A 23,731-nucleotide genomic window follows, 5' to 3' on the forward strand; every position below is an offset into this window, starting at 1 on the left:
TGCGGCTTACGCAACGCGCACGCCGCACGGCACGGTGGGGTCCTCGTCCCCGCACACCCTGGAGCTCCGGTGTCCCGTACCGCCCTCGTCCTGCTCGCCGCCGCCGTGGTGGCGCTCGCCGCCCTGCTGGTCGCCGCCGCGGCCGCCGGGCTGGCCCGTTGGGAGGGGGCCGGGCGTCCGGCGGCGGTGCGGGCCGGGGCGGTGGCGTTCGCGGGCACCGTGACGCTGGCGGTGGTGGTCGCCTCGTACCTGGGGGACGTGCTGGGCTGACTGGGCCGTACGGATGGTGTCGGTGCGATGGTCGGAGTGGTGCGGCGGGCCCCGGCGGGGGTGGGCGCATGCTCGGCGGGTGACCAAGACAACGGGTGATGGGTCGGGGAAGCGGAGCGAGATCGCGGGGATCCCCACGCGGGTGATCGCGATCGGGGCGATCGTGGTGCTGGCGGTGTGGTTCCTGCTGGCCAACCTGGACAAGGTGAAGATCCAGTTCTGGGTGTTCACGGTGTCCTGTCCGCTGTGGATCGCGCTGCTGGCGACCCTGCTCGCGGGCGGGGCGCTGGGGTGGCTGCTCAAGGGGCGGCGCTCGAAGTGAGCGGGGTGGCCGCGTTCACCCCGCTGATCGAACTCCGGGGGGTGAACAAGCACTTCGGGGCGCTGCACGTGCTCCAGGAGATCGACCTGACGGTCGGCCGGGGCGAGGTCGTGGTGGTGATCGGGCCGTCCGGGTCGGGCAAGTCGACGCTCTGCCGGGCGGTCAACCGGCTGGAGCAGATCGAGTCGGGGACGATCACCATCGACGGGGTGCCGCTGCCCGCGGAAGGCAAGGGCCTGGCGAAGCTGCGCGCCGAGGTGGGGATGGTCTTCCAGTCCTTCAACCTGTTCGCCCACAAGACGGTGCTGCAGAACGTGGTGCTGGCCCAGGTGAAGGTCAGGAAGCGCGCCAGGCCGGAGGCCGAGGCCAAGGCCCGCGCCCTGCTGGACCGGGTCGGGCTGGCCGCGCACGCGGACAAGTACCCGGCCCAGCTCTCCGGCGGGCAGCAGCAACGGGTGGCGATCGCCCGGGCGTTGGCGATGGACCCGAAGGCGCTGCTGTTCGACGAGCCGACCTCCGCCCTCGACCCGGAGATGATCAACGAGGTGCTGGACGTGATGAAGGGCCTCGCCGACGAGGGCATGACGATGGTGGTGGTGACGCACGAGATGGGCTTCGCCCGCAGTGCGGCCCACCGCGTGGTGTTCATGGCGGACGGGCGGATCCTGGAGGACCGCGCGCCGGAGGAGTTCTTCGCCAGCCCGCGGACGGACCGGGCCAAGGACTTCCTCTCCAAGATCCTGAAGCACTGAGGGGCGGTCAGCGATGCGAAGGATCGCGGTCGTTGCGGTGCTGCTCCTCGCGGCCGCCGCCTGCGGCAAGCCCGGCACCCCGCCGCCCAAGGGCCCGCAGCCCAGCGCGCTGCCGAGCTACCAGGTGAACAGTGCGGACGCCGTGCAGGGCTCGCCCACCCTGGAGGCGGCCCGCGGGCGCGGCCGGCTGGTGGTCGGCGCCAAGGAGGACCAGCCGTACCTGGGTCAGAAGAACCCGGCCACCGGCCAGTACTCCGGCTTCGACATCGAGATCGCCAAGATGGTCGCCGCCGACCTGGGCTTCGCCCCGGAACAGATCCAGTTCCGCACCATCGCCTCGGCCAACCGCGAGACGGCGCTGCAGAACGGCCAGGTGGACTACTACGTCGGCACCTACACCATCAACGACAACCGCAAGAAGCTGGTCGGCTTCGCCGGGCCGTACTACATCGCGGGCCAGGGCCTGTTGGTGCGTCAGCAGGAGAAGGACATCGCCGGGCCGCAGGACCTGGGCGGCAAGAAGGTCTGCTCCGCCGCCGGCTCCACCCCGTACCAGCGGATCCAGAAGGACTACCCGCAGGCCACCCTGGTCGGCTACGACACCTACTCGGCCTGCGTGGACAACCTGATCACGGCCCAGGTGGACGTGGTGACCACCGACGACACCATCCTGATGGGCTACGCGGCCAAGGTCCCGGACGAGTTGAAGCTGGTCGGGCAGCCGTTCTCCAAGGAGCCGTACGGCATCGGCACGCCCAGGAACGACACCGTGCTCAGGGGCGCGATCAACGACGCGCTCCAGCACCACGAGCAGAACGGCGACTGGAAGAAGGCGTACGACGCCACCCTCGGCCTCTCCGGGGTGCCGGCACCGGCGCCCCCGCCGATCGACCGTTACTGACGCTACCGAGAGGCGCCCGGGTTGAAGGTCCTGACGGACAACTGGTCCACGTACTGGGAGGGTTTCCTCGGCACGCTGGAGCTGACGGCGGTCAGCGCGGTGCTGGCCCTGGTGCTCGGGGTGCTGATGGCGGCCTGCCGGGTCTCGCCGGTGAAGCCGCTGCGCACGCTGGGGACGGCCTGGGTGACGGTGCTGCGCAACACGCCGCTGACCCTGCTGTTCTTCGCGGTGCTGCTGGGGCTGCCGCGGTTCGGGATCTCGCTGCCGTTCTTCACCTTCGCGGTGATCGCGCTCGGCTGCTACACCTCGGCCTTCGTCTGCGAGGCGCTGCGCTCGGGCATCAACACGGTGCCCACCGGGCAGGGCGAGGCGGCCCGCAGCCTGGGCATGACCTTCGGTCAGACCCTGGGCCTGGTGGTGCTGCCGCAGGCCTTCCGCTCGGTCGTGGCGCCGGTCGGCAGCGTGATGATCGCGCTGGCGAAGAACACCGCGATCGCCGGCTCCTTCTCGGTGGTGGAGCTGCTCGGCACCTACCGGACCGTCAACGAGCTGGGGTACAGCATCATCTGGACCTTCGTCTGGATCGCCGTCGGGTACCTGGTCATCACCCTGGCGATCAGTGCGGTCTTCAACCTGATGGAGCGACGGCTGGCGGTGTCCCGGTGAGCGCGGAGGGTACGCCGGCCTCGGCGCTGTACGACGTCCCCGGGCCGAAGGCGGCCGCCCGGCACCGGCTCTACGGGGTGCTGACCACCGTCCTGCTGGCGGCGGCGCTCGGCTGGGTGGTGTGGAAGCTCTTCGACACCGAGCAGTTCACGTACCAGAAGTGGATGCCCTTCGAGTACGAGGGCGTCCAGGAGCTGCTGCTGCGCGGCCTGGGCAACACCCTCAAGGCCTTCGCGCTGACCGCCCTGTTCGCCCTCCCGTTCGGCGCGCTGTTCGCCGCCGGGCGGCTCTCCGACCACCGGCCGGTGCGCTGGGCGTGCACGGTGGTGGTGGAGTTCTTCCGGGCCATGCCGCTGCTGGTGATGATCTTCTTCATCTTCGTCGCCATGCAGGTGCAGCCGCTCTGGGCGCTGGTGGCCGGGCTGACCCTCTACAACGGCTCGGTGCTGGCCGAGGTCTTCCGGGCCGGGGTGCTCGCGGTGCCCAGGGGGCAGCGCGAGGCGGCCTACGCGCTCGGCATGCGCAAGACCCAGGTGATGGCGTACGTGCTGGTGCCGCAGGCCAACCGGGCGATGCTGCCGAGCATCATCAGCCAGCTGGTGGTGGCGCTCAAGGACACCTCGCTGGGCTTCCTGATCACCTACGAGGAGTTCCTGCACGCGGGCAAGCTGATCGCCACCAACCTCGACTACGACCTGCCCTTCATCCCGGTGGTGCTGGTGATCGCCCCGGTCTACATCGGCATGTGCCTGCTGCTCTCCTGGCTCGCCCGCTGGGTCGAGCAGCGTGGCCGGCGCAGCCCGCGGATCAAGGGCGGGGCCCCGATGGCCAAGGCGGGCGTGGCGATGGGGCTGCCGCCGGAGGCGCGGTGACGTGCCGTCATGGGAACGGCTTCCAGCACGCGATGACGCCCCGTCAGCGGGAGGGCTGCCCGGCGGGCGCGCCGAGGACCTCGGCGGCCTTGGCCAGGACGGCGCCCTGGTGCTCCCTGGCCCGGTCCAGCGCCGGGCGGTGGGCCTCGATGGCGGCCCGCTGGAGCTCGCTCTCCACCGTCAGCAGCACGGTCGGCAGCCGGGTGGCGGTCTTGCAGGCGACATCGGCCCGGGCGGTGGCGCGCTCCAGCTCGCTGGGCTGCGCCGCGTTCCACCGGGGGTCGTCGTTGGCCCGCCAGATGTCGGGGTAGGAGTAGCCGGCCCGCTGCATGCAGGCGCTCCACTCCGCGGTCGCGGCCACCGTGCGCGGGTCCTTCCCGGCCCGGGTGAAACTGTCGGTCGGTATCCGGTTGAGCTCGATGCTGCCCTGGCTGAACCTCCCCACCCCGAGGGTGCGCCGGGCCTCGCCGAGGCAGCCGCCCTCGGGCACCGGGACCCCGTTCAGCTCGGCGCCCCCCTTGCCGCCGTACGCCGTCACGACCTCGGGGGTGGGTTCGGGCGCGGCCTCGGCGGCCGGCCGGGGGAGCGGGTGGTAGCCCAGCCGCTCGGCCTCGGCCGGGTCGATCAGCCCGTACCGCTGGGCGTTGACCGGCCCCGCGGAGTCCGGTGGCGGGGCGGCCGGCCGCCAGTCGAGGCCGAAGCGCCGCAGGCAGTCGCCGGCCAGCAGCTGCTCGGCCCGGGCCACCGTGCGCTCCTGGTCCGCCGTCATCAGGTAGGCGTCGAAGGGCAGCACGATGTCGGCTCCGGTCCGGACCTCCCGGACCGGATCCGGCGGCCGGGAGCCGGGCCCGGCCCCCGGCGCGGGAGAGCAGGCGGCCAGGGCGGCCAGGGCCGCGAGCAGCAGGGTGAGCGGGGCGGTCGCGCGCATGTCCGTCCTTGTCCCGTGGGGCCGTTCCGGAGCGGGGCACCTTGCCCGTGCCCCGCTCCGGAACGCGCTGGTCAGAAGTTGTAGACGTTTCCGCAGGTCCCGCCGAAGATGTGCGAGTTCATCCGGTCGTTGGCGTTGGTGCCGTCGGAGAGCGTGACGTAGGCGAAGTTCGACACCTCGCCGCCGGCCGCGACGGTGAAGCAGGCGCCCCGGTACTGGGAGTTGTAGAAGACCCGGATGTTCTGGGCGAGGTCCCAGTTGTCCAGGCTGCTGACGTTGGTGGCCACGTAGTCGCCGCGGTAGAGCTGGATCCCGTTGTTGTAGGTGACCTGACCCCAGTTCGGCTGCCGGTTGAAGTTGTCGAACTTCCCGCCCTGGTAGTTGGCGTCGCTGTAGAGACAGGCGTTGTTCGGCGTGCAGGGCGCGGACGCGACGGCCGTGCCGACACCGGTGCCGACGGCGGCCACGGCGAGCAGTCCGGCCACGGCGAGGTTCCTCAGACGCATGGTGATCCGTTCTCGAAGGGTGCGGGAGCCGCTCCGGCTCCCGCCCACAGACTCTCCCGGGGGTGGTTCGCATTCCTTGTAAAAAAGCGAAGCGGGTGGGACAGGAGTGGATACCAAAGGATCTGACGGGGTATCGGCAGGTACCCCAAAATCTGCTTATGATTCGGGGATGTTCGACTCCCGGCACCTGCGCACCTTCCACGAGGTGGTCCGCACCGGCTCCTACTCGGCCGCGGCCCGCGAGCTCGGCTACACCCAGCCCGCGATCACCCAGCAGATGAAGGCGCTGGAGCGCGAGGTCGGCGTCCCGCTGTTCACCCGGGCCGGGCGCGGACTGCGGCTCACCGAGGCCGGGGAGACCTTGGCCCGGCACGCCGAGGAGATCCTGGCCGGGCTGCGCACCGCGCAGCAGCAGCTCGGCGCGCTCGCCCGGCTGCGGGCCGGCCGGGTCCGGGTCTGCGCCTTCCCCAGCGCCAACGCCACCCTGATACCCGCCGCGATGGCCCGCCTCCAGGCCGAGCACCCCGGCATCCGGGTCGAACTGCTGGAGGCCGAGCCGCCCGAGTCCCTCCAGCGGCTGCTGCGCGGCGAGTGCGACATCACCCTCGCCTTCGGCTACCCCGGCGCCGACCCCGAGGTCCCGCCCGAGGTGGTGGTCACACCGCTGATGGAGGACCAGCTCACCGTGCTGCTCCCGCTCGGCCACCCGCTGGCGCGCCGTCAGGCCGTCCGGATCGGCGACCTCTCCGAGGAGCGCTGGATCGCCGGCTGCCCGCGCTGCCGGGCCAATCTGCTCCAGGTCTGCTCCGACCAGGGCTTCGCCCCCGACGTGGTCTTCACCACCGACGACAACCTCGCCGTGCAGAGCCTGGTCGCCGCCGGCGTCGGCATCGCCCTGATGCCCGCCCTGGTGCTCTCCTTCATGTGCCACGCCAAGGTCACCGGCCGCCTCGCCGAGCCGCACGTGCGCCGCCAGGTCTCCGCCTACGTGCTCCGCGACCACCTCCGGGTGCCCGCCACCGGACTGGTCCTGGACGAACTGGTCCGGGCCGCCGCCGCCCGCGTGGGCTGCTGACCAGCCCCAACGGCCGCCCTCCGAACGGGCGAACGGCGCACCCGAACGGTCCGCCATCCATAAGCGCGAGCTGGCGGAACGTCAACGAATCCTCGTTGGACGCGTGCGCGCACGCGTCGCACGCTCGGTGGCATGACAACCACCACCGCGCCCCTGGACGCCTGTACCGAGCGGATGCACGGCCTGGTCGACGAGCTGCGCCGCGTGGTCGGCCGGGCCCTGCCACCGGAGCTGACGGTCCGGCTGGTCGCCGCCGCCCTGGCCCCGCACCTCGGCAGCCCGGACCTGCTCACCCCCGCCCAGCAGGAGGGCGACCCCGAGCGCTACCGCCAGCACCTGCTGCACGCCGAGTCCGACGGCAGCCTCTCGGTGGCCGCCCTGGTCTGGCTGCCCGGCCAGCACACCTCGATCCACGACCACGTCTCCTGGTGCACCACCGGCGTCCACCGGGGCGAGGAGAGCGAGCGCCGCTACCTGCTCGTCCCCGACGGCCGCACCGGACGGCTGGTCGCCACCGAGGACGTGGTGAACCGTCAGGGCGAGGTCTGCGGCTTCACCCCGCCCGGCGACATCCACCGGGTGGCCAACACCGGCCCCGGGACCGCGATATCCCTGCACGTCTACGGCGCCGACCTGGCCCGGCTCGGCAGCAGCGTCCGCCGGGTCTACCAGCACCCGGTCGAGGGCTGAGCCCCCGATGGCCTACAGGCTGACCGGCGATCGGGGGGCGGCGTCGCGCCGCCGGGGCACGCACCTCGCCGGCTTCTCGTCGGTCGCCGATGCTCCGCATGGACTCCCTCCTCGGCACCGCCGAGGCACGCACCCCAACGCCGCTCCTTCACCCACCCCCCGATCGCCGGTCAGCCTCACCCTCCGCGCCGTCGCGCACCCCACCCTCCCCGGCCCGGTCCGCCGCCACGGCCCCGGGCTCGCCCTGGCCGCCACCGGCGTGGCCGCCGCCTGGGCCGTGCACCGGGCCGTCCCGGCCGTGCCGATGCTCACCGCCGCCGTGGTGCTCGGGGTGACGGCCGGTCAGCTGCCGGCGCTGCGCCCGCTGGTCGGCGGCGCCGCCAAGGCCGGCCTCGGCCTGGCCTCCAAGCGGCTGATGCGCGCCGGGATCGTGCTGCTCGGCCTCAAGCTCGGGCTGCGCGACGTGCTCGGCCTCGGCTGGGCCAGCGTGCTGATGGTGCTCACCGTGGTCGCCGCCACCTTCTTCGGCACCGTCTGGCTGGGCCGCAGGCTCGGCCTGCCGGGCGACCAGCCGCTGCTGATCGCCACCGGCTACTCGATCTGCGGGGCCTCGGCGATCGGCGCGGTCGGCCAGGCGGCCGGCAGCGAGGAGGAGGACATGGCCACCTCCGCCGCCCTGGTCACCCTCTGCGGCACCCTGGCCATCGCGGTGCTGCCGCTGCTGCGCACCCCGCTCGGGCTGGACGCGGGGGAGTTCGGCCGCTGGGTCGGCGCCGGGGTGCACGACGTCGGCCAGGTGGTGGCCACCGCGCAGACCGCCGGGGCCGAGGCGCTGCGGGAGGCCGTCCTGGTCAAGCTGATGCGGGTGGCCATGCTGGCCCCGCTGGTGGCCGGGGTCGGGATCGTGCTGGCCCGCCGCGGACCGCGCGGCGGGAAGGCCGGGGCCAAGCCGCCGGTGCTGCCGCTGTTCGTGGTCGGCTTCCTGGCCATGGTGGCCGTCAACAGCACCGGCCTGGTCCCCGCCGCGGCCCTGTCGCTGGCCGCCCACGCCCAGGAACTCCTGCTCGCCACCGCCCTGTTCGCCCTCGGCAGCGCCGTCCGGCTCTCCTCGCTGACCCGCACCGGCGCCCGGGTGGCCCTGCTCGGCCTGGCCTCCTGGGTGCTGATCGCGGGCGTCGCCTACGGCGGCGTCCTGCTGACGTCCTGAATCGGTAACTCTTCGCCCCGGCTGTCGACTTGCCGCTCCCGAACGGGCATCCTCGCAGCGGACGGGGGTGGGAGCGATGGAGTTCCACAGGGCGGGACGGCTGCGACGACGCGCGGCCAAGGTGCTGACGGTGGCGGTGGCGATGCTGCTGGCGGACGGCATCTGGGTGGCGCGCAGCGGCCTCGGCGACGCCGGGCAGTACGCGCTGGCGGTGGTCGCGCTGCTCGCGGCGGTCTTCGGGGTGTCCCGGCTCGTGGAGGCGGCACGGCCGTTCCGGCTCCGGGTGGACGACCACGGGATCGCGCTGCACGACCACGAGCTGAGCTGGAGCCGGATCACCGCCGTCGCGCTGGAGTACCCGGACGCGGTGGAGGGCTACGAGGGCGACGACCGCAGCTACCCCGATCCATGGCTGGTGCTCTGGCCGGTGCCCCCGGTGGTGCTCGCCGGGAAGCCGGCCGGGCGGCGCGGCGGCCACCCCGGGTACCGGGTCGCCAGCTGCACCGATCTCACCCCCGGCGTCGGGGAGTTGAGCGCCGCCCTGGTGCGCTGGGGCGGCCCGCGGTTCGTCACCGCCCCGGCCGGGATCGGCGCCGAGCCGACGGCCGGTCTCCCGGCCGGCTACCACGGCCCCGAGGAGTGGCAGGAGTACGTCGTCACCGACGACTCGCACCGCCGCGTGGCGGCGGCCCGCGTGGTGTGGGTGGCCGGGCTGCTGTACGGCACGGCGGTCGGCCTCGGGCTCGCCGGGGTCCGGTCCTTCGACGCCTTCGGCCGGGCCCCGCTGCTCCCCTTCGGCCTCCTCGCCCCCTACCTGGTGCTGGCCGGTCTTTCCCGGGCCCGCCGCTACCGCCGCTGGGCCCGCCGGCCCCAGCGGCTGCGGATCGGCAGCCGGGGGATCGGGCTGCGGCCGCGCGGCGGGCAGGAGGTGCTGCTGGACTGGGCCGAGTTGACGGCGGTGCGGATCGCGCCGCGCCCCGACCTGACCGACGGCGCCGCCTGGCTGACGGTCTGGGCGGTCCCGGGCACCCGGTACGGGGCCTCCGGCGACTTCCGCCAGGACGGCCTCTGGGCCCGGGCCCTCATCCCGGTGGCCGGACTGCCGGCGCGGTTCCTGACGCCGGAACAGGCCCTGCTCCGGTACTCCGGCGGACGCTACCGCGAGAGCGGCTAGAGTCGGGGGCGCACAGCCGCAGACGAACGACCGAAGGGCCCCAGCGAGATGACCGTGCTCCCGGACCGGGACGGATTCGACGCCCCCGTCACGATCGACCGCCGCGAGGGCCCGTACGGCGAGGTGGCGCTGCGGCGGCGCGGAGCGCACTACGAGATCATCGCCAACGGCTGCTTCCTGATGGACACCGCCGACGGCCGCTCCGAGCGCCTGCTGATCCAGGCGGCGCTCGACCAGCTGGCCGCGGTGGAGAGCCCCGCCGTGCTGATCGGCGGCCTCGGCGTCGGCTTCTCGCTGGCGTACGCGGCGGCCGAGCCGCGCTGGGGCCGGATCGCGGTGGCCGAGCGGGAGGACGCCATCATCGACTGGCACCGCACCGGCCCGCTCGCCGCGTTCTCCGAGCACGCGCTGGACGACCCCCGGGTGGCGGTGCTCCACGGCGACCTGGTCGCCTACCTGGCCGCCGAGGGGGAGTCCTTCGACGCGCTCTGCCTCGACATCGACAACGGCCCGGACTGGACCGTCACCGAGGAGAACTCCGGCCTCTACGGCCCGGCGGGCCTGGCCGCCGCCCGGCGCCGGCTCAACCCGGGCGGGATCCTGGCGGTCTGGAGCGCACAGCCGTCCGCGGCCTTCGAGGAGGCGCTGCGGACGGCCGGCTTCGCGGACGTGCGCACCGAGGAGATCCCGGTGCTGCGCGGCGTGCCCGATGTGGTGCACCTGGCACGCCGCGCGGACTGACGGGCGGCTGACGCTACTTCAGACCGCTGTCCACCGCGGTCATCAGCTCACCGTTGGTGGTGTCGCCGTCGAAGGACCAGATCATCGCGCCCGCCAGGCCCTGGGACTTGATCCAGGCGGTCTTGCGGGCGATCTCGGTCGGGTCGTCGTAGGTGTAGAACACCGTGCCGTTGTAGATGTAGGAGTGGCCGGCCACCGGGTCGCGGTAGATGGTGTAACCGCCGCCGTTGGCCATGGTCTTGAGCTTCTTGTAGTCCTCGAAGCCGTTCTCGTACGAGCCCGGGGCCGGGCCGGTCGCGCTCTGGAACAGGCCGTTGGTGGTGCCGCGCGGCACGCCCGTCCAGCCGCGTCCGTAGAACGGGATGCCCAGGGTCAGCTTGCTCTTCGGGGCGCCCCTGCTGAGGTAGGCGCCGATGGCGATCTCGGAGCTGAACTGACGGGCCACCGGGTTCGGGTCACCGGCCGCCAGCTTGATGCCGGACTGCTGGTTGGTCTGCATCTCCCAGGCGCCGTGGTAGTCGTAGCCCTGGATGGTGGCGAAGTCGAAGGCGCCGAACAGGCCGGGCACGTCGATGCCGAGGTCCACCTTGGCCGGGTCGGCCGGGAGGAACGCGCTGAGGGTGTACTTCTTGCCGGTGGTGGCGGTCAGCGCGTCCAGCTGGCGGCGGAACTCCTGGGCCAGCAGGGTGTAGTTGGCCTTGTCGGCCGGGCGGAGGATGTTGCCGAGGTGACCCTCGGAGTTCGGCCACTCCCAGTCGAGGTCGATGCCGTCGAAGATCCCGGCCGCCGAGCCCGCGCCGCCGCGGCCGTCGATGGTCGGCAGGTTGCCCTTGATGTACATGTCGATGCACGAGCTGACCAGCGCCTTGCGGGAGGCGTCGGTGAGCGAGGCGTCGGAGAACCACTTGCTGTACGACCAACCACCGATGGAGATCTGCATCTTGAGGTTGGGGTACTTGGCCTTGAGCTGCTTCAGCTGGTTGAAGTTGCCGGCCAGCTTCTGGTCCCAGGTGTCGGTGGTCCCGGCCACCGAGTTGCCCGCGTCCCAGCCCTTGCCGAAGTCCGCCCAGGCGTCACCGGCACCGTCACCGGCGTTCGGGTCCGAGTCGTTGCCGGCCGCCTTGTTGGTGATGAAGCAGGTCTTGCTGGTCGGGTGGATGTTGGCGAAGGCGTAGTTGAGGTGGGTCAGCTTGGCCGCCGTGCCGGAGGTGTCCAGCTGCTTCACGCTGTAGCCGCGGGCGTAGATGGACCACTGGGTGAAGTAGCCGATCTTCAGCGCGTTGGGGTTGACCACCTCCTTGGTGGTCCGGGTGGCGACCTGGTCGGAGGCGACCGAGGAGTTGCCCGCCGCGTCGCGCGCCTTCACGGTGAAGGCGTAGTCGGTCTCGGGGGTGAGGCCGCTGATCACCGCGTTGGTGCTGGTGACGGTGGCCGCCAGCGCCGGGCCGTTGTAGACGTCGTAGGCGACCACGCCGACGTTGTCCGTGCTGGCGCCCCAACTCAGCGCCACCGAACGGGAGTCCGGGATCGCCGAGGGGGTGCCGGGCTTGCTCGGCGGCTGGGTGTCCGGCTGCGGCGGGGGCACCACGACCTGGACCGGCCCGGCCGGGGCGGAGCGGTTCCCGGCGGCGTCGAAGGCCACCACGGTGATGTTGTAGGTCCCGGCCGGCAGGCCCGCGATGGTGGAGCTGGTCCCGGCGACGGTGGCCAGCTTGGTGGAGCCGTTGAACACGTCGTAGCCGGTGACCCCGACGTTGTCGGTGCTGGCGCTCCAGGAGGCGGTGATCGAGCCGCTGCCGGGGGAGGCCTGGAGGTTGCCCGGCACGCTCGGCGGCACGGTGTCGGAGCCGGTGCCGTCGCACGGCTTGCCGTTCAACTTGCAGTTGAGCAGCGGGGCGTAGGCGCCGGAGTAGGCGATGTTGAAGCCCAGGCTGTACGAGCCGCCGGGCGCGATCGAGGTCTGCCAGCTCGGCGGCTTGACCGTGACGTGCGAGGCGGCGGTGGTGTAGGTCGCGTTCCAGAGCGAGGCGACGGTGTTGTTGGCGGGCAGGTCGAACTCGAGCACCCAGTTGTTCAGGGCGGTGGTCTCGTTGTTCTTGACGGTGTAGCTGCCCTCGTAGCCGGAGCCCCAGTCGCTGCCCTTGGCGAAGGTCGCGGTGGGGGCGGCGGCCTGGGCGGTGCTGGGCAGCGCCACTGCCAGCAGCGGGGCGATCAACGCCCCTGCCGCGAGCAGGGGCAGGCTGAACCGACGTCTGCGCATGGCTGAGCTCCTGTCCAGGGAGCGCCGCCCGGTGCACGGACGGTCTGCTCCCTACCTGTGGGGAGGTGACGGTTCCAGGTGCGGGTACTGCCGGGCCGCCGGGCCGTCGGGTTGCCACGGAGATCCTGTGTCATGCGAGCGTAGGGACGGACCCCGGCGCTGGCAATAGGTCTGGACCAGGGTCGTGCACCTGCCAGTGCTGCGTCAGGTCCGGCGGGGCGCCGCCTGCCGGTGCCGCGTCAGGTCCGGCCGTGCGTTGCGGTGCCGGGACGCCGAACGGCCGCCGGCCACGGGGCGGTTGCCTCGTGGCCGACGGCCGTCGGGGTGCGTCGTGGGCTGACCGCCCGTCAGCCGAAGGGGTTGTTCGCGGGCGGCGCGGGCTGGGCCGGGGCCGCGGGGGCTGCCTGGGCGGCGGGGGCCGGGGCGCCGAAGGGGTTGAAGTCGGCCGGGGGGACGTGGACGAAGCGGCCCTTGGCGTCGTCCTCCTTCTCCTCGGCGGCCGGGGCGGCGGCCTTGGGCTTCGGCGGGGCGAAGGGGTTGAAGTCCGCCGGGGGCACGTGCACGAAGCGGCCCTTCACCTCGTCGTCGTCGACGGGTGCCGGCGGGGCGGCCGGCACCACCGGGGGCGGCGGGGTGGTCGGGCGCGGCGGGGCCGCGGGCGCGGCGGGGGCCGCCGGCCGAGCGGTCGTCACGGTGCCGAACGGGTCGGCCGCCTGAGCGGTCGTCACCGTGCCGAACGGGTCCACGGCGGCCGGGGCCGGGGCCGGCGGGGCCACCGGAGCGGCGGGCGCGGGGGCGGCCTGGGCGGCGGGGGCCGGGGCGCCGAAGGGGTTGAAGTCGGCCGGGGGGACGTGGACGAAGCGGCCCTTGGCGTCGTCGTCCTCGGCCGCCGGGGCGGTGGCCGCCGCTGCGGGCTTCGGCGGGGCGAAGGGGTTGAAGTCCGCGGGCGGGACGTGGACGAAGCGGCCCTTGGCGTCGTCCTCCGTGGCCGGGGCGGCGGCCGCCGCTGCGGGCTTCGGCGGGGCGAAGGGGTTGAAGTCCGCCGGGGGGACGTGGACGAAACGCCCCTTGGCGTCCTCCTCGGCGGAGGCGAGCGCGGTGGCCGCGGGCTGCTGGGCCGGCACCGTCGGCGGGGCGGTCGGGGCCGGCGGCACGGGCGGGGCCGGGGGAGCGGCGGGCGGCGGCGCCACCGGCTGCGGCGGGAGGGCCGACTGCACGTCGCCCTGGTAGGCCGGCTGGTAGGCGGGCGGCTCGGGCTGCTGGTACTGGGGCTGGGCCTGCGGCTGGGCCTGCGCTTGGGCCTGCGGGGCGACGGCCTGCGGCGGCAGCGCGGCGCGGGTGCCGTCCCAGCCGAGCTGGATGCCGGCCAGCACCTCGGCGAAGGCGCCCGCGTAGAGCTCGAAGTCCTCCGGGTGGGCGGTGCCGAGCTGCACCGTCAGCACCGAGACGCCGTCCGGCAGCGGGAGGAAGGCCTCGACCACCGAACTCACCGTGTTGTCCTGCGCGTCCGGCTCGTCGGCCGCCTGGCCGACCGGCAGCAGCAGGGGCGGAACCGAGGCGATCCGGGTCTCCACCAGCACCGCCGCAGGGCCGGCCGGGACCAGTACCGTCCACACCTCGGCCTGCGGCCGGGAGTCCGCCAACTCGGCCGAAAGCTCGGTGATCTGACGGCCCGAACGCCCCAGCGAGACCACCAGCGAGGCCCGGCTCGGACGGCCGTCCGCCTCCAGCGCGGCCAGACCGGCGAAGACCACCCCGGCCGCGGCGGCGGGCTGCGCCAGCAGACCCGTCAGCACCGACCACTCCAGCCGGTCCAGCGCGGTGCCGCCGGCGTACAACTCCTCGGCCACCTCCGCCAGATGACCGGCCCGGTCGGCCCGCCCGCCGCGCACCACCAGCGGGTGGAACACCGGCGGAACCACGAACCGGACCTCGACGCCCGCACCCGTCGCCAGCTCCTCCGGCTCCGCGACGGGACGGTCCGAGGCGAACCGCGCCACGGCCGACGGGAACTCCGGCCGCAGGAACGCGTCCGCGGCGTCCGCCACCACCGGCAGGCCGATCTGAGCGGCCGTCACCGCCTCGGCGGGCAGCCCGCGCAGCTCCTTCGCCCCGTACCGGCCGAACAGCTCCGCCGTCGGGGCGTCCGCCTCCGCGAACGCCGTCACCGTCGAGGCCTCCACCACGGCCCCCAGCCCCCGGACGGTCAACCGCCCCGGGCCGGACCGGGCGAGCCGCAGACCGAACAGCGCGGACGCCGCCGGATGCGCGGACGGCCCACCGCTCAACGAGCTCACCGGGTAGTGCGTGGCCACCCGGCTCAACAGGCTGTCGGCCAGTACGTCGATCGTGGCGCCGATCCGCTCCGCGCCCGCGAAGCCGTCCAGAGTCATGGCGGTGGGCCCCCTCGCTCCCCGGTGGAAATTCCGTTCACTTTCTATCAGAACCGCCCGACGACTTGGTGTTCAGCCCGTGTGGACCTGCTGCTCCGCACCCCTCGCGACGAGCCGCGACCGGCCCGCCCGGAGGCCGACGGCGTACGGACGGCCGCCCGGGACGGCGAGTTGACGCCCTGCCCGCGCAGCCTCGCCGCAGGCGGTGTCCTACGCCGTGGGCGTGTGCCGCGCCTGCGCTGTCCGCTCGCCCGGTTGCCCGCCGCAGGCGATCTCCCCCTGCCCGCGCAGGCTCGCCGCAGGCGGGTCAGCGGCGGCGTTCGAGGAGTGCGGCGGCCAGGGCGCCGAGGGCGGCGGTGGTGAGGGACCAGACGGGCGGGGCCGGGGCGGCGGTGCGCCAGACGGAGACGGCGGTGGCGGCGAGCCAGCCGGTGCATGCGCCCAGGGCGGTCATGGCGAGGCGGTCGGTGAGGGAGGGGCGGGCGCGGCGCCCGGTCTCGCGGGCCCAGCGCAGCACGGAGCCGGGCAGCACCGTGGCCAGGGCGCCGAGCAGCGCGATCACCGGCCCGTGGAACGGCCCCGGCAGCGGCGGCCGGTAGTCGAGCGCCTGCACGGCGGCCAGCACCATCAAGACCCCGCCCAGCACCGAGGTCTGGAGCAGCGTCAGCTGCTGCTGCCGCTGGTGCAGGCGCTGCTGCACCAGCGCGGTGGCGTTCCGCACCACCGTGTCCGCCCGGTCGCCGACCAGTCGGAAGTCCTCGGCGTCGTGCTCGGTCTGCCGCAGCAGCCATCCCCGCAGCGCGAGGTCCTCCGCGAACAGACCGCCCAGCGGGGCGCCGGCCACCGGTGGGACCGCCAGGTCGGCGTTCTCGGCCGCGAGTTCGGCCTGCCGCCGGAACCGCTCCAGTCTCGTGCGGTACGTGAGCAGGGTGTCGGCGGCCTGCTGGAGCTCACCGAGGGCCAGCTCCAGTGCGAGGAACTGGTCGGCCCGGTCGGAGGCCCCGGTGCGGGCCGGTTCGGCGCAGAGGCCGACGACCCGGTCGGTGAGGCGGTTGACCTGGTCGCGGTGGGCCCGGAAGCCGGCCTGGCGGTCCACGAACGCCAGGTACTGGTCGCGGAGTTTGGCGGTGTGGAGGAGGTAGCGGTGGAGCCCGGTGGGCCGCAGCGCGGCGGCCTCGGTGGCGCCGTAGCTCCAGATCCAGGAGTCCAGCAGCCCCTCGTCGGCGCGGGCGGCCAGCACGGCGAGCTGCCGCGACCGCCCCTCCGCACCGTCGACCGGGGGCGAGAGGACCAGGAACTCGCCCGGGGCTCCCGGCAGTTGGAGCGCACGGGCGGCCGGAACCGGCACGCTCGTGACGGGCGCGAAACCGACCCGCAGCGCGGCCTCGCCGGCCACCGTGGCGGGCGGCGCGGTGTCCGGTACCACCCGGTGGACCACGGCGGTGCCGAGCACCCCCTCCGGGGCCGGATCGCCCGCCACGCCCCCGCCGTGCCGGGCCACGGCCGCCCGCCAGTCGCGCTCCGCCCGGGTCCACGGCTCGCCGGGGGCGGTGGCCAGCAGCACGATGACGCCGACCACGTCGTGCTGGAGGTAGCAGAGCGCCTGCTGCGCGGCCCCCGCCGTCCCGGGCCGCTTCCGCCCGGCCAGCACCCGGAACGACCCCGGCCGCCCACCCTCCTCGGGCAGCCCCTCCGGGACCTCCAGCGGAAGCTCCAGCAGGGGCTGCGTCATCCCGTGGTCCCGGCACGCCCGCCACCACGCACGCACCAGCGCCCCGGCGGGGCCGTCCAGCGCGTCCCGCCCGACGAACAGATGGAGGATCAGATCGTGGTCAGCCGGCGTCACCGGGCTCCTCACGGTCGGCTGACGGCTGGCTGGACCGCGGCACCTCCGGCTTGAGGTCGATCCGGGTGTTGACCAGGTCGGTCTGCAGCCGCGGAGCCGGCACGTCCCCGGGTTCATCTGCTCCGCGGACGGCGCCGAGGGGCTCGAAGGCCTCGTCCAGCCCCTCCTGGGCCTCGACCAGCTCTTCGGGGTACTCCGCGAGAAGGTCGAAGATGTACTCGAAGGCATCCGTGTCCGCGTCCCTGGACTGCGCGGCTGGTCCGTCGTGGCCTTCGGCGTGCTGGTCCGTCACTGTCGTCCCCCCGGACGCTCTCAACTGTCCCTCGGAGCACCCAGGTTACGCCGGGCCGGCCAGGCGGGCGAGGGCCTCGGGGAGGTCGGGGACGGCGAGGAGGGTGGTGAGCTGGCGGACGAGCTGGGCGGTGGGGCCGGTGGTGGACTCGGTCGCGAGGAAGTCCGCCAGGTCGACGGCGAGGGAGGGTTCGCGGGCTGCGCAGACCACCAGCGCGGCGGTGAACTCCTGCACCAGCTGGAGCTGCAGCTCCTCCGGCGGGACGGTGCCCTCGTCGGCCAGCCAGTCCAGCGAGGTGATCTCGACGTTGGCGATCCAGGCCCGGACGGTGCGCCGCAGGTTGGGGCTGGGTTCGCCCAGGGAGAGGTGCGAGAGGATCTGCTCGGCGGCGGCCCGCCGGACCTGGTCGATGACCGCCGTCCCGGCCGGGCTGGAGGTCACCGAGCCGCCGCGCAGCAGGGCGGTGAAGCCCGGCCCGTGGCTCTGCACGAAGTCGAGGTAACGGCCCATCACCCGGTAGAGCCGCTCGGAGAGCGGGCCCTCCCGCGGCTCCTCGAAGCGGCCGGCCAGCTCCTGACCGGCGCGCCGCAGGGACTCCTCGTAGAGCGCCTGCTTGCCGGGGAAGTAGTGGTAGACCAGCGGGCGGGAGGCACCGGCCGCCGCCGCGATGTCGTCGATCGACACGTCCTCCGGCGCGTGCCGGCTGAACAGGTCGAGTGCCACGGCGATCAGCTGCTCCCGGCGCTCGTCCACGCTCAGCCGTCGGCGGGGTGCCCGCCCGTCCCGATCCGCCACCGGCGGCGTACGCGAAACCATGGGCGTCACCCTACTGCCCCGGCGCGTCAGCTCCGATGGGCCAGGTAGCGTCGGTAGGCCTCCAGGCCGTCGGGCACGAACTCCCACTCCGTCAGCCGCTGGGCCAGCTCGGCCTCGGTGAGCCAGCCGTGCCAGTCGATCTCCTCGACCTGCGGCTGCACGGGGCCGTCCCAGCGGGCCTCCCAGACGTCGCACCACCAGGAGAGCCCGGGCTGGGAGAACAGGAACTTGAACAGCGGCCGCGGCTCCACCCCGGAGACGCCGAGCTCCTCCTCGGCCTCCCGGACGGCGGCCTCGGCGTAGCTCTCGCCGGTGCCGACCACGCCGCCGACGAAGGCGTCGTACGTCCCGGGGCCGTAGCCCTTGGTGGCGGCCCGGCGGTGGACGAAGATCCGGTCCTGCGGGTCGCGGACCAGGACGAAGGAGCAGCGGTGGGTCAGGCCCTGCCGGTAGACCTCGGCGCGCGCGGCGGTGCCGATCACCTCGTCGCGCTCGTCGACCACGTCCAGGATCTCGTCCTCGGGGTTCGTCATGGCGCCCACGCTACCCACCTGACGGGGTGTCGGGGGAGAGGGGACGGGAGGCCCCGCACGTCAGCGCACCACCGATGATCGGACTATCGTTCAGGGGCGGACTGTACGGCGGAGCGAAGGCGGCACGTGGTGGTGGAGATCTGGGGCGAGGTGGCCGAGGGCTTCGAACCGGTCCGGGAGGCGTTCGCGCGCAACTTCCGCGAGTACGGCGAGCTCGGCGCGGCCTTCGCGCTCTACCACGACGGCCGCAAGGTCGCGGACCTCTGGGGCGGCGACGCCCGGCCCGAGGTGGGCGGCCGCCCGGCCCCGGCGGTGGCGTGGACGGCGGACACCGCGCAGGTGCTCCGCTCGGTGACCAAGGGTCTGACGGCCGCCGCCGCGCTCCACCTGGTGGGGCATGGGCGGCTCGACCTGGACGCGCCGGTCTCCTCGTACTGGCCGGAGTTCAAGGCGGCGGGCAAGGACCGGGTGCCGGTCCGCTGGCTGCTCTCGCACCAGACCGGCATCCCCGCACTGGACGTGCCGCTGCGGGTGGAGGACGTGATCGCCTGGGAGCCGGCCGTCGCGGCGGTGGCCGCCCAGGCGCCGTTCTGGGAGCCCGGTCGGGCGCACGGCTACCACCCGTACACCTTCGGCTGGCTGGTCGGCGAGGTGGTCCGGCGGGCCGACGGCCGCTCCGTCGGGCGCTACTTCGCCGAGGAGATCGCCCAGCCGCTCGGCCTGGACCTGTGGATCGGCCTCCCGGCGGGTGCCGCCCCCCGGGTCGGCCGGCTGGTCGACCTGCCCGGCCCGGCCGCGGCGGCCCAGAGCGCCTCGGGCGGGCTGCGGCTGCGGCCGAAGGCCTCCGTGACGGCGGCCTACCAGGACCGCACCTCGCTGACCTCCCGTTCGTTCGCCTCGGTCCGCTCGGCGGTGGACCTGAACGACCCGGCCATCCAGGCCGTCGAGATCCCCGGCGCCGGCGCGATCGGCACCGCCCGCTCGGTGGCCCGGCTGTTCGCGGCGCTGATCGGGGCGGCCGACCGGCACGGCGGCACCCCGGGCGAGCGGCTGCCCGCGCTCTTCGGACCGGAGCTGCTGGGCGAGGCGATGGGGCCCGCGGTCAGCGGCCCGGACAAGGTGCTGATCGTCAACACCACCTTCGGCCACGGCTTCTTCCGGCACGGGCCCAGCTCGCCGATGGCCTCCCCGGCCTCCTTCGGCCACCCGGGCCGCGGCGGCTCCCTCGGCTTCGCCGACCCCGAGCTGGGCATCGGCTTCGCCTACGTCACCAACGGCATGATGCCGGGCGTCACGGGGGACATCCGCTCCCGCACCCTGATCGCCGCAGTCCGTCAGGTCCTGGCGGACCGTCAGCCGGTCTGAGCCGTACGGCCCCGGGTCCCGGCGCTCGCGGCGGTGCTCACGGACCGTCGGGTCCGACCGCCCGTCAGGCCCTGCCGCGCCGCCGCGACAGGTCGACCAGGGCGATCACCAGGGCGGCCCCGACGATCGCGGCCGAGGTGAGGACGCCCGCGCGGAACGCGGCCTGCCACCCGTCGCCGACCCGCGCGAAGAAGACCGAGCTGACGATCGCGATGCCGGCCGCCGAGCTGACGCGCTGTCCGGTCTGGAGCATGCCGCTGGCCGTGCCCGCCTGGGCGACCGGGACGTCCTGGAGGGTGAGCGTGGAGTTGGGGCTGATCACCGCGCCCGAGCCGACGCCCGCCACGAACAGCGGCAGCGCCGTCGCCCAGCCCGCCGCCGGACCGGAGGCCAGCGAGGCCGCCAGCCAGGTGCCGGTGAGGCCGAGCACCACCAGCACCAGACCACCGGTGATCATCCGGCGGCCGAAGCGGTAGACGTTCCGCCCGGCGACCACCGAGCTCGCGGCGGTGCCCACCGCGAACGGCGTGATGGCCAGCCCGGCGGCCAGCGCCGAGTACCCGAGCCCGCTCTGCAGGTAGAGCGTGAAGATGAAGAAGATGCTGGTGAACCCGGCGAAGTAGACCGCCCCGAGCAGCGCGCCCAGCGAGTACGAGCCGAAGCGGAACATCCCGAGGTCCACCAGCGGCGCCCGTCCGCCGCGCGCGTAGCGGTGCTCCCACCCGAGGAAGGCCGCCAGCAGGACCGCGCCCAGTCCGAGCAGCAGCCACTTCGCGGAGCCCTGCCAGCTCCGCTGCTCGATCAGCGGCAGCAGCAGGGCGAACACCGCACCGCCCAGCAGCAGCACGCCCACCGGGTCGAGTCCGGCCCGGGCGCCGCGGGCGCCCTGGGCGGCGCGCTCACCGCGCGGCAGCAGGCGTCGGGCCAGCGGGAAGGCCAGCAGACCGATCGGCAGGTTGACGAAGAAGACCCAGCGCCAGCCGTGCTCGGTGCCCAGGGCCTGGATCAGCAGCCCGCCGAGCACCGGCCCGACGGCGGTGGCGATCCCGATCGTGGAGCCGAGCAGGCCGAAGGCCCGGCCGCGCTCGGCGCCCCGGAAGAGCTGCTGGATCAGGCCGGAGATCTGCGGGGTGAGCAGCCCGGCCGCGACGCCCTGGCCGAGCCGGGCGGCGATCAGCCAGGTCTCGCTGCCGGCCAGGCCGCAGAGCACCGAGGCGGCGGTGAAGAGCGTCAGCCCGGCGAGGAAGAAGGTGCGGCGCCCGTACGCGTCGCCGAGCCGGCCGGCCGGGACGAGGGTGAGGCCGAAGGCCAGCACGTAGCCGGAGAGGACCCAGGACAGGCCCGCCTCCGAGGTGTGCAGCCCGCTCTGGATGGAGGGCAGGGCGACGTTGACGATCGACACGTCCAGGAAGGACATGAAGCCGACCAGCAGGCAGACCCAGAGGGCCTTCCACCGCCTCGGGTCGAGACCGTCGGCCGGGTCCGGGGCGGGCCCGGTCCGGACGACGGGGGTGCTGGTGGCGGCCTTGCTGGTCAACGCGGCGTCATCCTTCGGGGCGGATTGGTTCGGTAGGGCAAGTAATAGTTTACGCCCGAACTCTCCCGGTCCGCCCGGTCGGCCGCCCCGGTCAGGCCTGGCCGGTCTCGAAGCGGCTCACCTTCCCGTCGGTGACGGTGAAGCGCCAGGCCGTCCGCATCGCGCCCCAGGTGTCGTTGCGGTAGTCCGCGACGAGGGCGCGGCCGCCGTCGCTCTCGCTCGCCACGTCGATGTGGCCGTTGGAGGAGAACACCTCCCGCTCGGTCCAGTCGTGGAGGTCGCGCTCGGTGCCGTCGTCGGACATGGTGGCGTCCGGGGTCAGGGCGGCCCGGAAGGCGGCGCGGTCGTTGGCGTTGAGCGCGGTGAGCAGCGCGCGCACGGCGGGGTCGCCGAGCTGGGAGATCGGGACGGACATCGGGGCCTCCGGGGAACGGGGGACGGCGGTCGCGTCCAGCGAACACTCCGGCGGCCCCGGTGCGGGTGACCTTGCGCCGTCCGTGGCGCGCCGCGGCTGACCGCCCGTCAGTGATCGAAAAGAGCTGGGCCGCCGGCCGCCCCGCTGGTTAGCCTTCGCGGCATGAGCTGGCTTCCCGAGGACTTCGTCCACCCGCTGCACGAGCCCCTGATCGAGGGCTTCCACCTGCGTCCGATCAGGGCCACCGACACCGAGATCGACTACCCGGCCGTGATGGGCTCCCGCGAGCGGCTGTTCGAGCTCTTCGGCCCGGCCTGGGGCTGGCCCGCGGCCACCATGACCGAGGAGGCGGACCGGATCGACCTGGCCCGCCACGAGCGCGAGGCCGAGGCCCACCAGTCCTTCAACTACGCGCTGCTGAACGCCGCCGAGACCGAACTGCTCGGCTGCGTCTACATCGACCCGCCGGAGCGCGCCGGCGCGGACGCCGAGGTCTCCTGGTGGGTGGTGGACGCCCGGGTCGGCAGCGAGCTGGAGGCCGCGCTGGACGCCTTCGTGCCGCGGTGGATCGCCGAGCGCTGGCCGTTCGAGCGGCCGCGCCTGATCGGACGGGACCTCAGCTGGGCGGAGTGGATCGCCCTGCCGAAGCCCGAGTAGCCGACGTCCCGGCGCGGGCCCGCCCCTCCCCCCGGAGGGGCGGGCCCGCGCCGTGCTCAGCCGGCGTTCTGCGGCGGCAGCGCGGCCACGACCGGGTGGTCGTAGCCGAGCGGGCCGAGCCGGGTGGCCCCGCCGGGGGTGCCGATCCCGTCGGTGAACTCCACGTTGACCGCGGTGAAGTGCTTCCACTCCTCCGGGGTGTCGTCCTCGTAGAAGATCGCCTCGACCGGGCAGACGGGCTCGCAGGCGCCGCAGTCGGTGCACTCGTCCGTGTTGATGTAGAGCATCCGGTCGCCCTCGTAGATGCAGTCCAGCGGGCATTCGTCGATGCAGGCCCGGTCCTTGACGTCGACACAGGGCAGGGCGATCACATAGGTCATCGGGCGGCCGTCCTCACGGTTGGTTCCAGGTGGGTGTTCTGACGCGCTGTCCGGACGCGGGTCGACCGTATGACCTCAAGTAAACTTGAGCACAAACAGGAGGCCGCCCCGCATGACGCGCCATCAGCCCGGCGAAGCCCGGGCCACCCCCGACGACTGGCTGGCGATCGGCGAGGTCAGCGCCCGCACCGGCGCGGCGGTGTCGGCGCTGCGCTTCTACGAGGAACTGGGCCTGATCGCCTCCGAGCGGGACGGGCGCAACCAGCGCCACTACCCGCGCCACATGCTCCGCCGGATCGCCCTGATCTCGGTGGCGAAGCGGATCGGCATCCCCTTGCAGGACCTCCGGGAGGCCTTCGCCGACGTGCCGCTGGACCGGCCGCCGAGCCACCAGGAGTGGCAGCGCGCCTCGCGCGAGTGGCGGCTCCGGCTGGAGGAGCGCCGGCTGACCATCGAGCGGCTGGAGGCCGAGCTCACCGGCTGCATCGGCTGCGGCTGCCTCTCGATGAAGGCCTGCGCGCTGCTGAACCCGGGCGACGAGCTCGGCGAGGACGGCGCCGGCGCCCGTCGGCTCTTCTGACGGACGGTCATCCCGTCCCGCCCGTTCCGCCCTTGCCGTCACCGTGTCGGCCGGGATCCGGGGCGGTGGTGTGCTTGTATCCCTTTTGCGGGGGATTCATCCACCGAAGGGAGCCCTGGATGGGGCCGGCCGAACTGCTAGTCCTGACCTTCCCCCAGGAGACCATCACCGTCGAGGCGGTGAAGGCCCTGGGCCTCCTCCGGGCGGCGGGCGAGATCAGGGTGATCGACACCCTGGTGGTCACCCGTCAGCCCGACGGGGAGGCGACCTACGGGGAGCTCGAGGACTTCGAACACCTCCGGGGCGTGGTCGACCCGGACCGCGAGGAGCTCCAGCTGATCGGGCCCGAGGACGCCCAGGAGGCCGCCGAGCTGCTGGCGCCCGGGACGGTGGCGCTGCTGGTGCTGATCGAGCACGTCTGGGCGGCGGCCGCCGCCGGCGCGCTCCGGGAGCTCGGCGGCCGGATCGCCACCGGCGTCCGCATCCCGCAGGAGAACATCGAACAGGCCGTCCGGGCCGCCGAGGCGCGTCGCGTCGCGGCCGGACAGTAAGA

At 73.8% G+C, this 23,731-nt stretch carries 26 protein-coding genes; 15 read left to right on the top strand and 11 right to left on the bottom strand.

Annotated elements, in window-relative coordinates; all coding sequences use genetic code 11:
• Positions 1 to 69: 69 nt before the first annotated feature.
• From ACWCYY_RS32030 to ACWCYY_RS32055, 6 genes are all read left to right on the top strand, one after another.
• Positions 70 to 270 (top strand): hypothetical protein, encoded by a 201-nt coding sequence (locus ACWCYY_RS32030; RefSeq protein WP_345280748.1) that lies wholly within the window; start codon positions 70 to 72, stop codon positions 268 to 270.
• Between the two features lie 79 nt (positions 271 to 349).
• Positions 350 to 592, top strand: a complete 243-nt coding sequence (locus tag ACWCYY_RS32035; protein WP_345280746.1) for a LapA family protein — start codon at positions 350 to 352, stop codon at positions 590 to 592.
• 5 nt (positions 593 to 597) lie between these two features.
• A complete protein-coding gene (locus ACWCYY_RS32040) occupies positions 598 to 1,344 on the top strand; it encodes an amino acid ABC transporter ATP-binding protein (RefSeq protein WP_345280817.1) in 747 nt (248 codons plus the stop codon).
• Positions 1,345 to 1,357: 13 nt separating this feature from the next.
• The gene (locus ACWCYY_RS32045) at positions 1,358 to 2,245 is read left to right on the top strand and encodes a glutamate ABC transporter substrate-binding protein (RefSeq protein WP_345280744.1); all 888 of its coding nucleotides are present in this window, start codon (positions 1,358 to 1,360) and stop codon (positions 2,243 to 2,245) included.
• A gap of 21 nt (positions 2,246 to 2,266) precedes the next feature.
• A complete protein-coding gene (locus tag ACWCYY_RS32050; RefSeq protein WP_345280742.1) occupies positions 2,267 to 2,911 on the top strand; it encodes an amino acid ABC transporter permease in 645 nt (214 codons plus the stop codon).
• Positions 2,908 to 3,783, top strand: a complete 876-nt coding sequence (locus ACWCYY_RS32055; protein ID WP_345280740.1) for an amino acid ABC transporter permease — start codon at positions 2,908 to 2,910, stop codon at positions 3,781 to 3,783. The genes ACWCYY_RS32050 and ACWCYY_RS32055 overlap by 4 nt, the downstream gene beginning before the upstream one ends.
• Before the next feature lie 43 nt (positions 3,784 to 3,826).
• On the opposite strand, the gene ACWCYY_RS32060 is transcribed toward ACWCYY_RS32055, so the two are convergent.
• Together ACWCYY_RS32060 and ACWCYY_RS32065 are read right to left on the bottom strand one after the other, a co-directional pair.
• Positions 3,827 to 4,711 (bottom strand): hypothetical protein, encoded by an 885-nt coding sequence (locus ACWCYY_RS32060; RefSeq protein WP_449798026.1) that lies wholly within the window; start codon positions 4,709 to 4,711, stop codon positions 3,827 to 3,829.
• A 71-nt stretch (positions 4,712 to 4,782) separates the two neighbouring features.
• Positions 4,783 to 5,217: a peptidase inhibitor family I36 protein gene (locus ACWCYY_RS32065; protein ID WP_345280736.1), complete on the bottom strand. Its 435-nt coding sequence runs from the start codon at positions 5,215 to 5,217 to the stop codon at positions 4,783 to 4,785.
• 169 nt (positions 5,218 to 5,386) lie between these two features.
• Between ACWCYY_RS32065 and ACWCYY_RS32070 the strand changes: the two genes are divergently transcribed.
• The 5 genes from ACWCYY_RS32070 (at position 5,387) to ACWCYY_RS32090 (ending at position 10,104) form a co-directional block, all read left to right on the top strand.
• Positions 5,387 to 6,292 carry a LysR family transcriptional regulator gene (locus ACWCYY_RS32070; protein ID WP_345280734.1) on the top strand — a complete coding sequence of 302 codons (906 nt, stop codon included), beginning with the start codon at positions 5,387 to 5,389 and terminating at the stop codon, positions 6,290 to 6,292.
• Positions 6,293 to 6,424: 132 nt separating this feature from the next.
• Positions 6,425 to 6,982 carry a cysteine dioxygenase gene (locus ACWCYY_RS32075; protein WP_449798027.1) on the top strand — a complete coding sequence of 186 codons (558 nt, stop codon included), beginning with the start codon at positions 6,425 to 6,427 and terminating at the stop codon, positions 6,980 to 6,982.
• Between the two features lie 7 nt (positions 6,983 to 6,989).
• A complete protein-coding gene (locus tag ACWCYY_RS32080; RefSeq protein WP_449798028.1) occupies positions 6,990 to 8,189 on the top strand; it encodes a YeiH family protein in 1,200 nt (399 codons plus the stop codon).
• 76 nt (positions 8,190 to 8,265) lie between these two features.
• A complete protein-coding gene (locus ACWCYY_RS32085; protein WP_449798029.1) occupies positions 8,266 to 9,363 on the top strand; it encodes a hypothetical protein in 1,098 nt (365 codons plus the stop codon).
• A gap of 48 nt (positions 9,364 to 9,411) precedes the next feature.
• Positions 9,412 to 10,104 (top strand): spermidine synthase family protein, encoded by a 693-nt coding sequence (locus ACWCYY_RS32090; protein ID WP_345280728.1) that lies wholly within the window; start codon positions 9,412 to 9,414, stop codon positions 10,102 to 10,104.
• Positions 10,105 to 10,117: 13 nt separating this feature from the next.
• Here the strand turns inward: ACWCYY_RS32090 and ACWCYY_RS32095 are convergent, their stop codons facing one another.
• The 6 genes from ACWCYY_RS32095 to ACWCYY_RS32120 all read right to left on the bottom strand — a co-directional run bounded on the left by ACWCYY_RS32095 (position 10,118) and on the right by ACWCYY_RS32120 (position 18,244).
• Positions 10,118 to 12,364: a glycosyl hydrolase family 18 protein gene (locus tag ACWCYY_RS32095; RefSeq protein WP_449798030.1), complete on the bottom strand. Its 2,247-nt coding sequence runs from the start codon at positions 12,362 to 12,364 to the stop codon at positions 10,118 to 10,120.
• Between the two features lie 347 nt (positions 12,365 to 12,711).
• Positions 12,712 to 14,757: a hypothetical protein gene (locus tag ACWCYY_RS32100; protein WP_449798031.1), complete on the bottom strand. Its 2,046-nt coding sequence runs from the start codon at positions 14,755 to 14,757 to the stop codon at positions 12,712 to 12,714.
• 307 nt (positions 14,758 to 15,064) lie between these two features.
• Positions 15,065 to 16,603 (bottom strand): CATRA conflict system CASPASE/TPR repeat-associated protein, encoded by a 1,539-nt coding sequence (locus ACWCYY_RS32105; protein ID WP_449798032.1) that lies wholly within the window; start codon positions 16,601 to 16,603, stop codon positions 15,065 to 15,067.
• Positions 16,590 to 16,895: a hypothetical protein gene (locus ACWCYY_RS32110; RefSeq protein ID WP_449798033.1), complete on the bottom strand. Its 306-nt coding sequence runs from the start codon at positions 16,893 to 16,895 to the stop codon at positions 16,590 to 16,592. The genes ACWCYY_RS32105 and ACWCYY_RS32110 overlap by 14 nt, the downstream gene beginning before the upstream one ends.
• A gap of 45 nt (positions 16,896 to 16,940) precedes the next feature.
• Positions 16,941 to 17,711 carry a TetR/AcrR family transcriptional regulator gene (locus ACWCYY_RS32115; protein WP_345280718.1) on the bottom strand — a complete coding sequence of 257 codons (771 nt, stop codon included), beginning with the start codon at positions 17,709 to 17,711 and terminating at the stop codon, positions 16,941 to 16,943.
• A gap of 26 nt (positions 17,712 to 17,737) precedes the next feature.
• Positions 17,738 to 18,244, bottom strand: coding sequence for an NUDIX hydrolase (locus ACWCYY_RS32120; protein WP_345280716.1), 507 nt, complete (start codon positions 18,242 to 18,244; stop codon positions 17,738 to 17,740).
• Positions 18,245 to 18,373: 129 nt separating this feature from the next.
• On the opposite strand from ACWCYY_RS32120, the gene ACWCYY_RS32125 reads away from it, so the two are divergent.
• Positions 18,374 to 19,609: a serine hydrolase domain-containing protein gene (locus ACWCYY_RS32125; protein WP_449798034.1), complete on the top strand. Its 1,236-nt coding sequence runs from the start codon at positions 18,374 to 18,376 to the stop codon at positions 19,607 to 19,609.
• Positions 19,610 to 19,673: 64 nt separating this feature from the next.
• Here the strand turns inward: ACWCYY_RS32125 and ACWCYY_RS32130 are convergent, their stop codons facing one another.
• Positions 19,674 to 21,146 carry an MFS transporter gene (locus ACWCYY_RS32130; protein ID WP_449798035.1) on the bottom strand — a complete coding sequence of 491 codons (1,473 nt, stop codon included), beginning with the start codon at positions 21,144 to 21,146 and terminating at the stop codon, positions 19,674 to 19,676.
• 91 nt (positions 21,147 to 21,237) lie between these two features.
• Positions 21,238 to 21,561, bottom strand: coding sequence for a nuclear transport factor 2-like protein (locus ACWCYY_RS32135; RefSeq protein ID WP_345280710.1), 324 nt, complete (start codon positions 21,559 to 21,561; stop codon positions 21,238 to 21,240).
• 162 nt (positions 21,562 to 21,723) lie between these two features.
• Here ACWCYY_RS32135 and ACWCYY_RS32140 point away from each other — a divergent pair, with 162 nt between their 5' ends.
• Positions 21,724 to 22,218: a GNAT family N-acetyltransferase gene (locus tag ACWCYY_RS32140; RefSeq protein ID WP_345280708.1), complete on the top strand. Its 495-nt coding sequence runs from the start codon at positions 21,724 to 21,726 to the stop codon at positions 22,216 to 22,218.
• A gap of 56 nt (positions 22,219 to 22,274) precedes the next feature.
• On the opposite strand, the gene fdxA is transcribed toward ACWCYY_RS32140, so the two are convergent.
• Positions 22,275 to 22,598, bottom strand: a complete 324-nt coding sequence (fdxA, locus tag ACWCYY_RS32145; RefSeq protein ID WP_345280706.1) for a ferredoxin — start codon at positions 22,596 to 22,598, stop codon at positions 22,275 to 22,277.
• Positions 22,599 to 22,710: 112 nt separating this feature from the next.
• Between fdxA and soxR the strand changes: the two genes are divergently transcribed.
• Positions 22,711 to 23,178 (top strand): redox-sensitive transcriptional activator SoxR, encoded by a 468-nt coding sequence (soxR, locus tag ACWCYY_RS32150; RefSeq protein WP_380149873.1) that lies wholly within the window; start codon positions 22,711 to 22,713, stop codon positions 23,176 to 23,178.
• 119 nt (positions 23,179 to 23,297) lie between these two features.
• Positions 23,298 to 23,729: a DUF6325 family protein gene (locus ACWCYY_RS32155; RefSeq protein ID WP_345280700.1), complete on the top strand. Its 432-nt coding sequence runs from the start codon at positions 23,298 to 23,300 to the stop codon at positions 23,727 to 23,729.
• Positions 23,730 to 23,731 lie beyond the last annotated feature (2 nt).

This window comes from Kitasatospora sp. NPDC001664 (assembly GCF_053596675.1).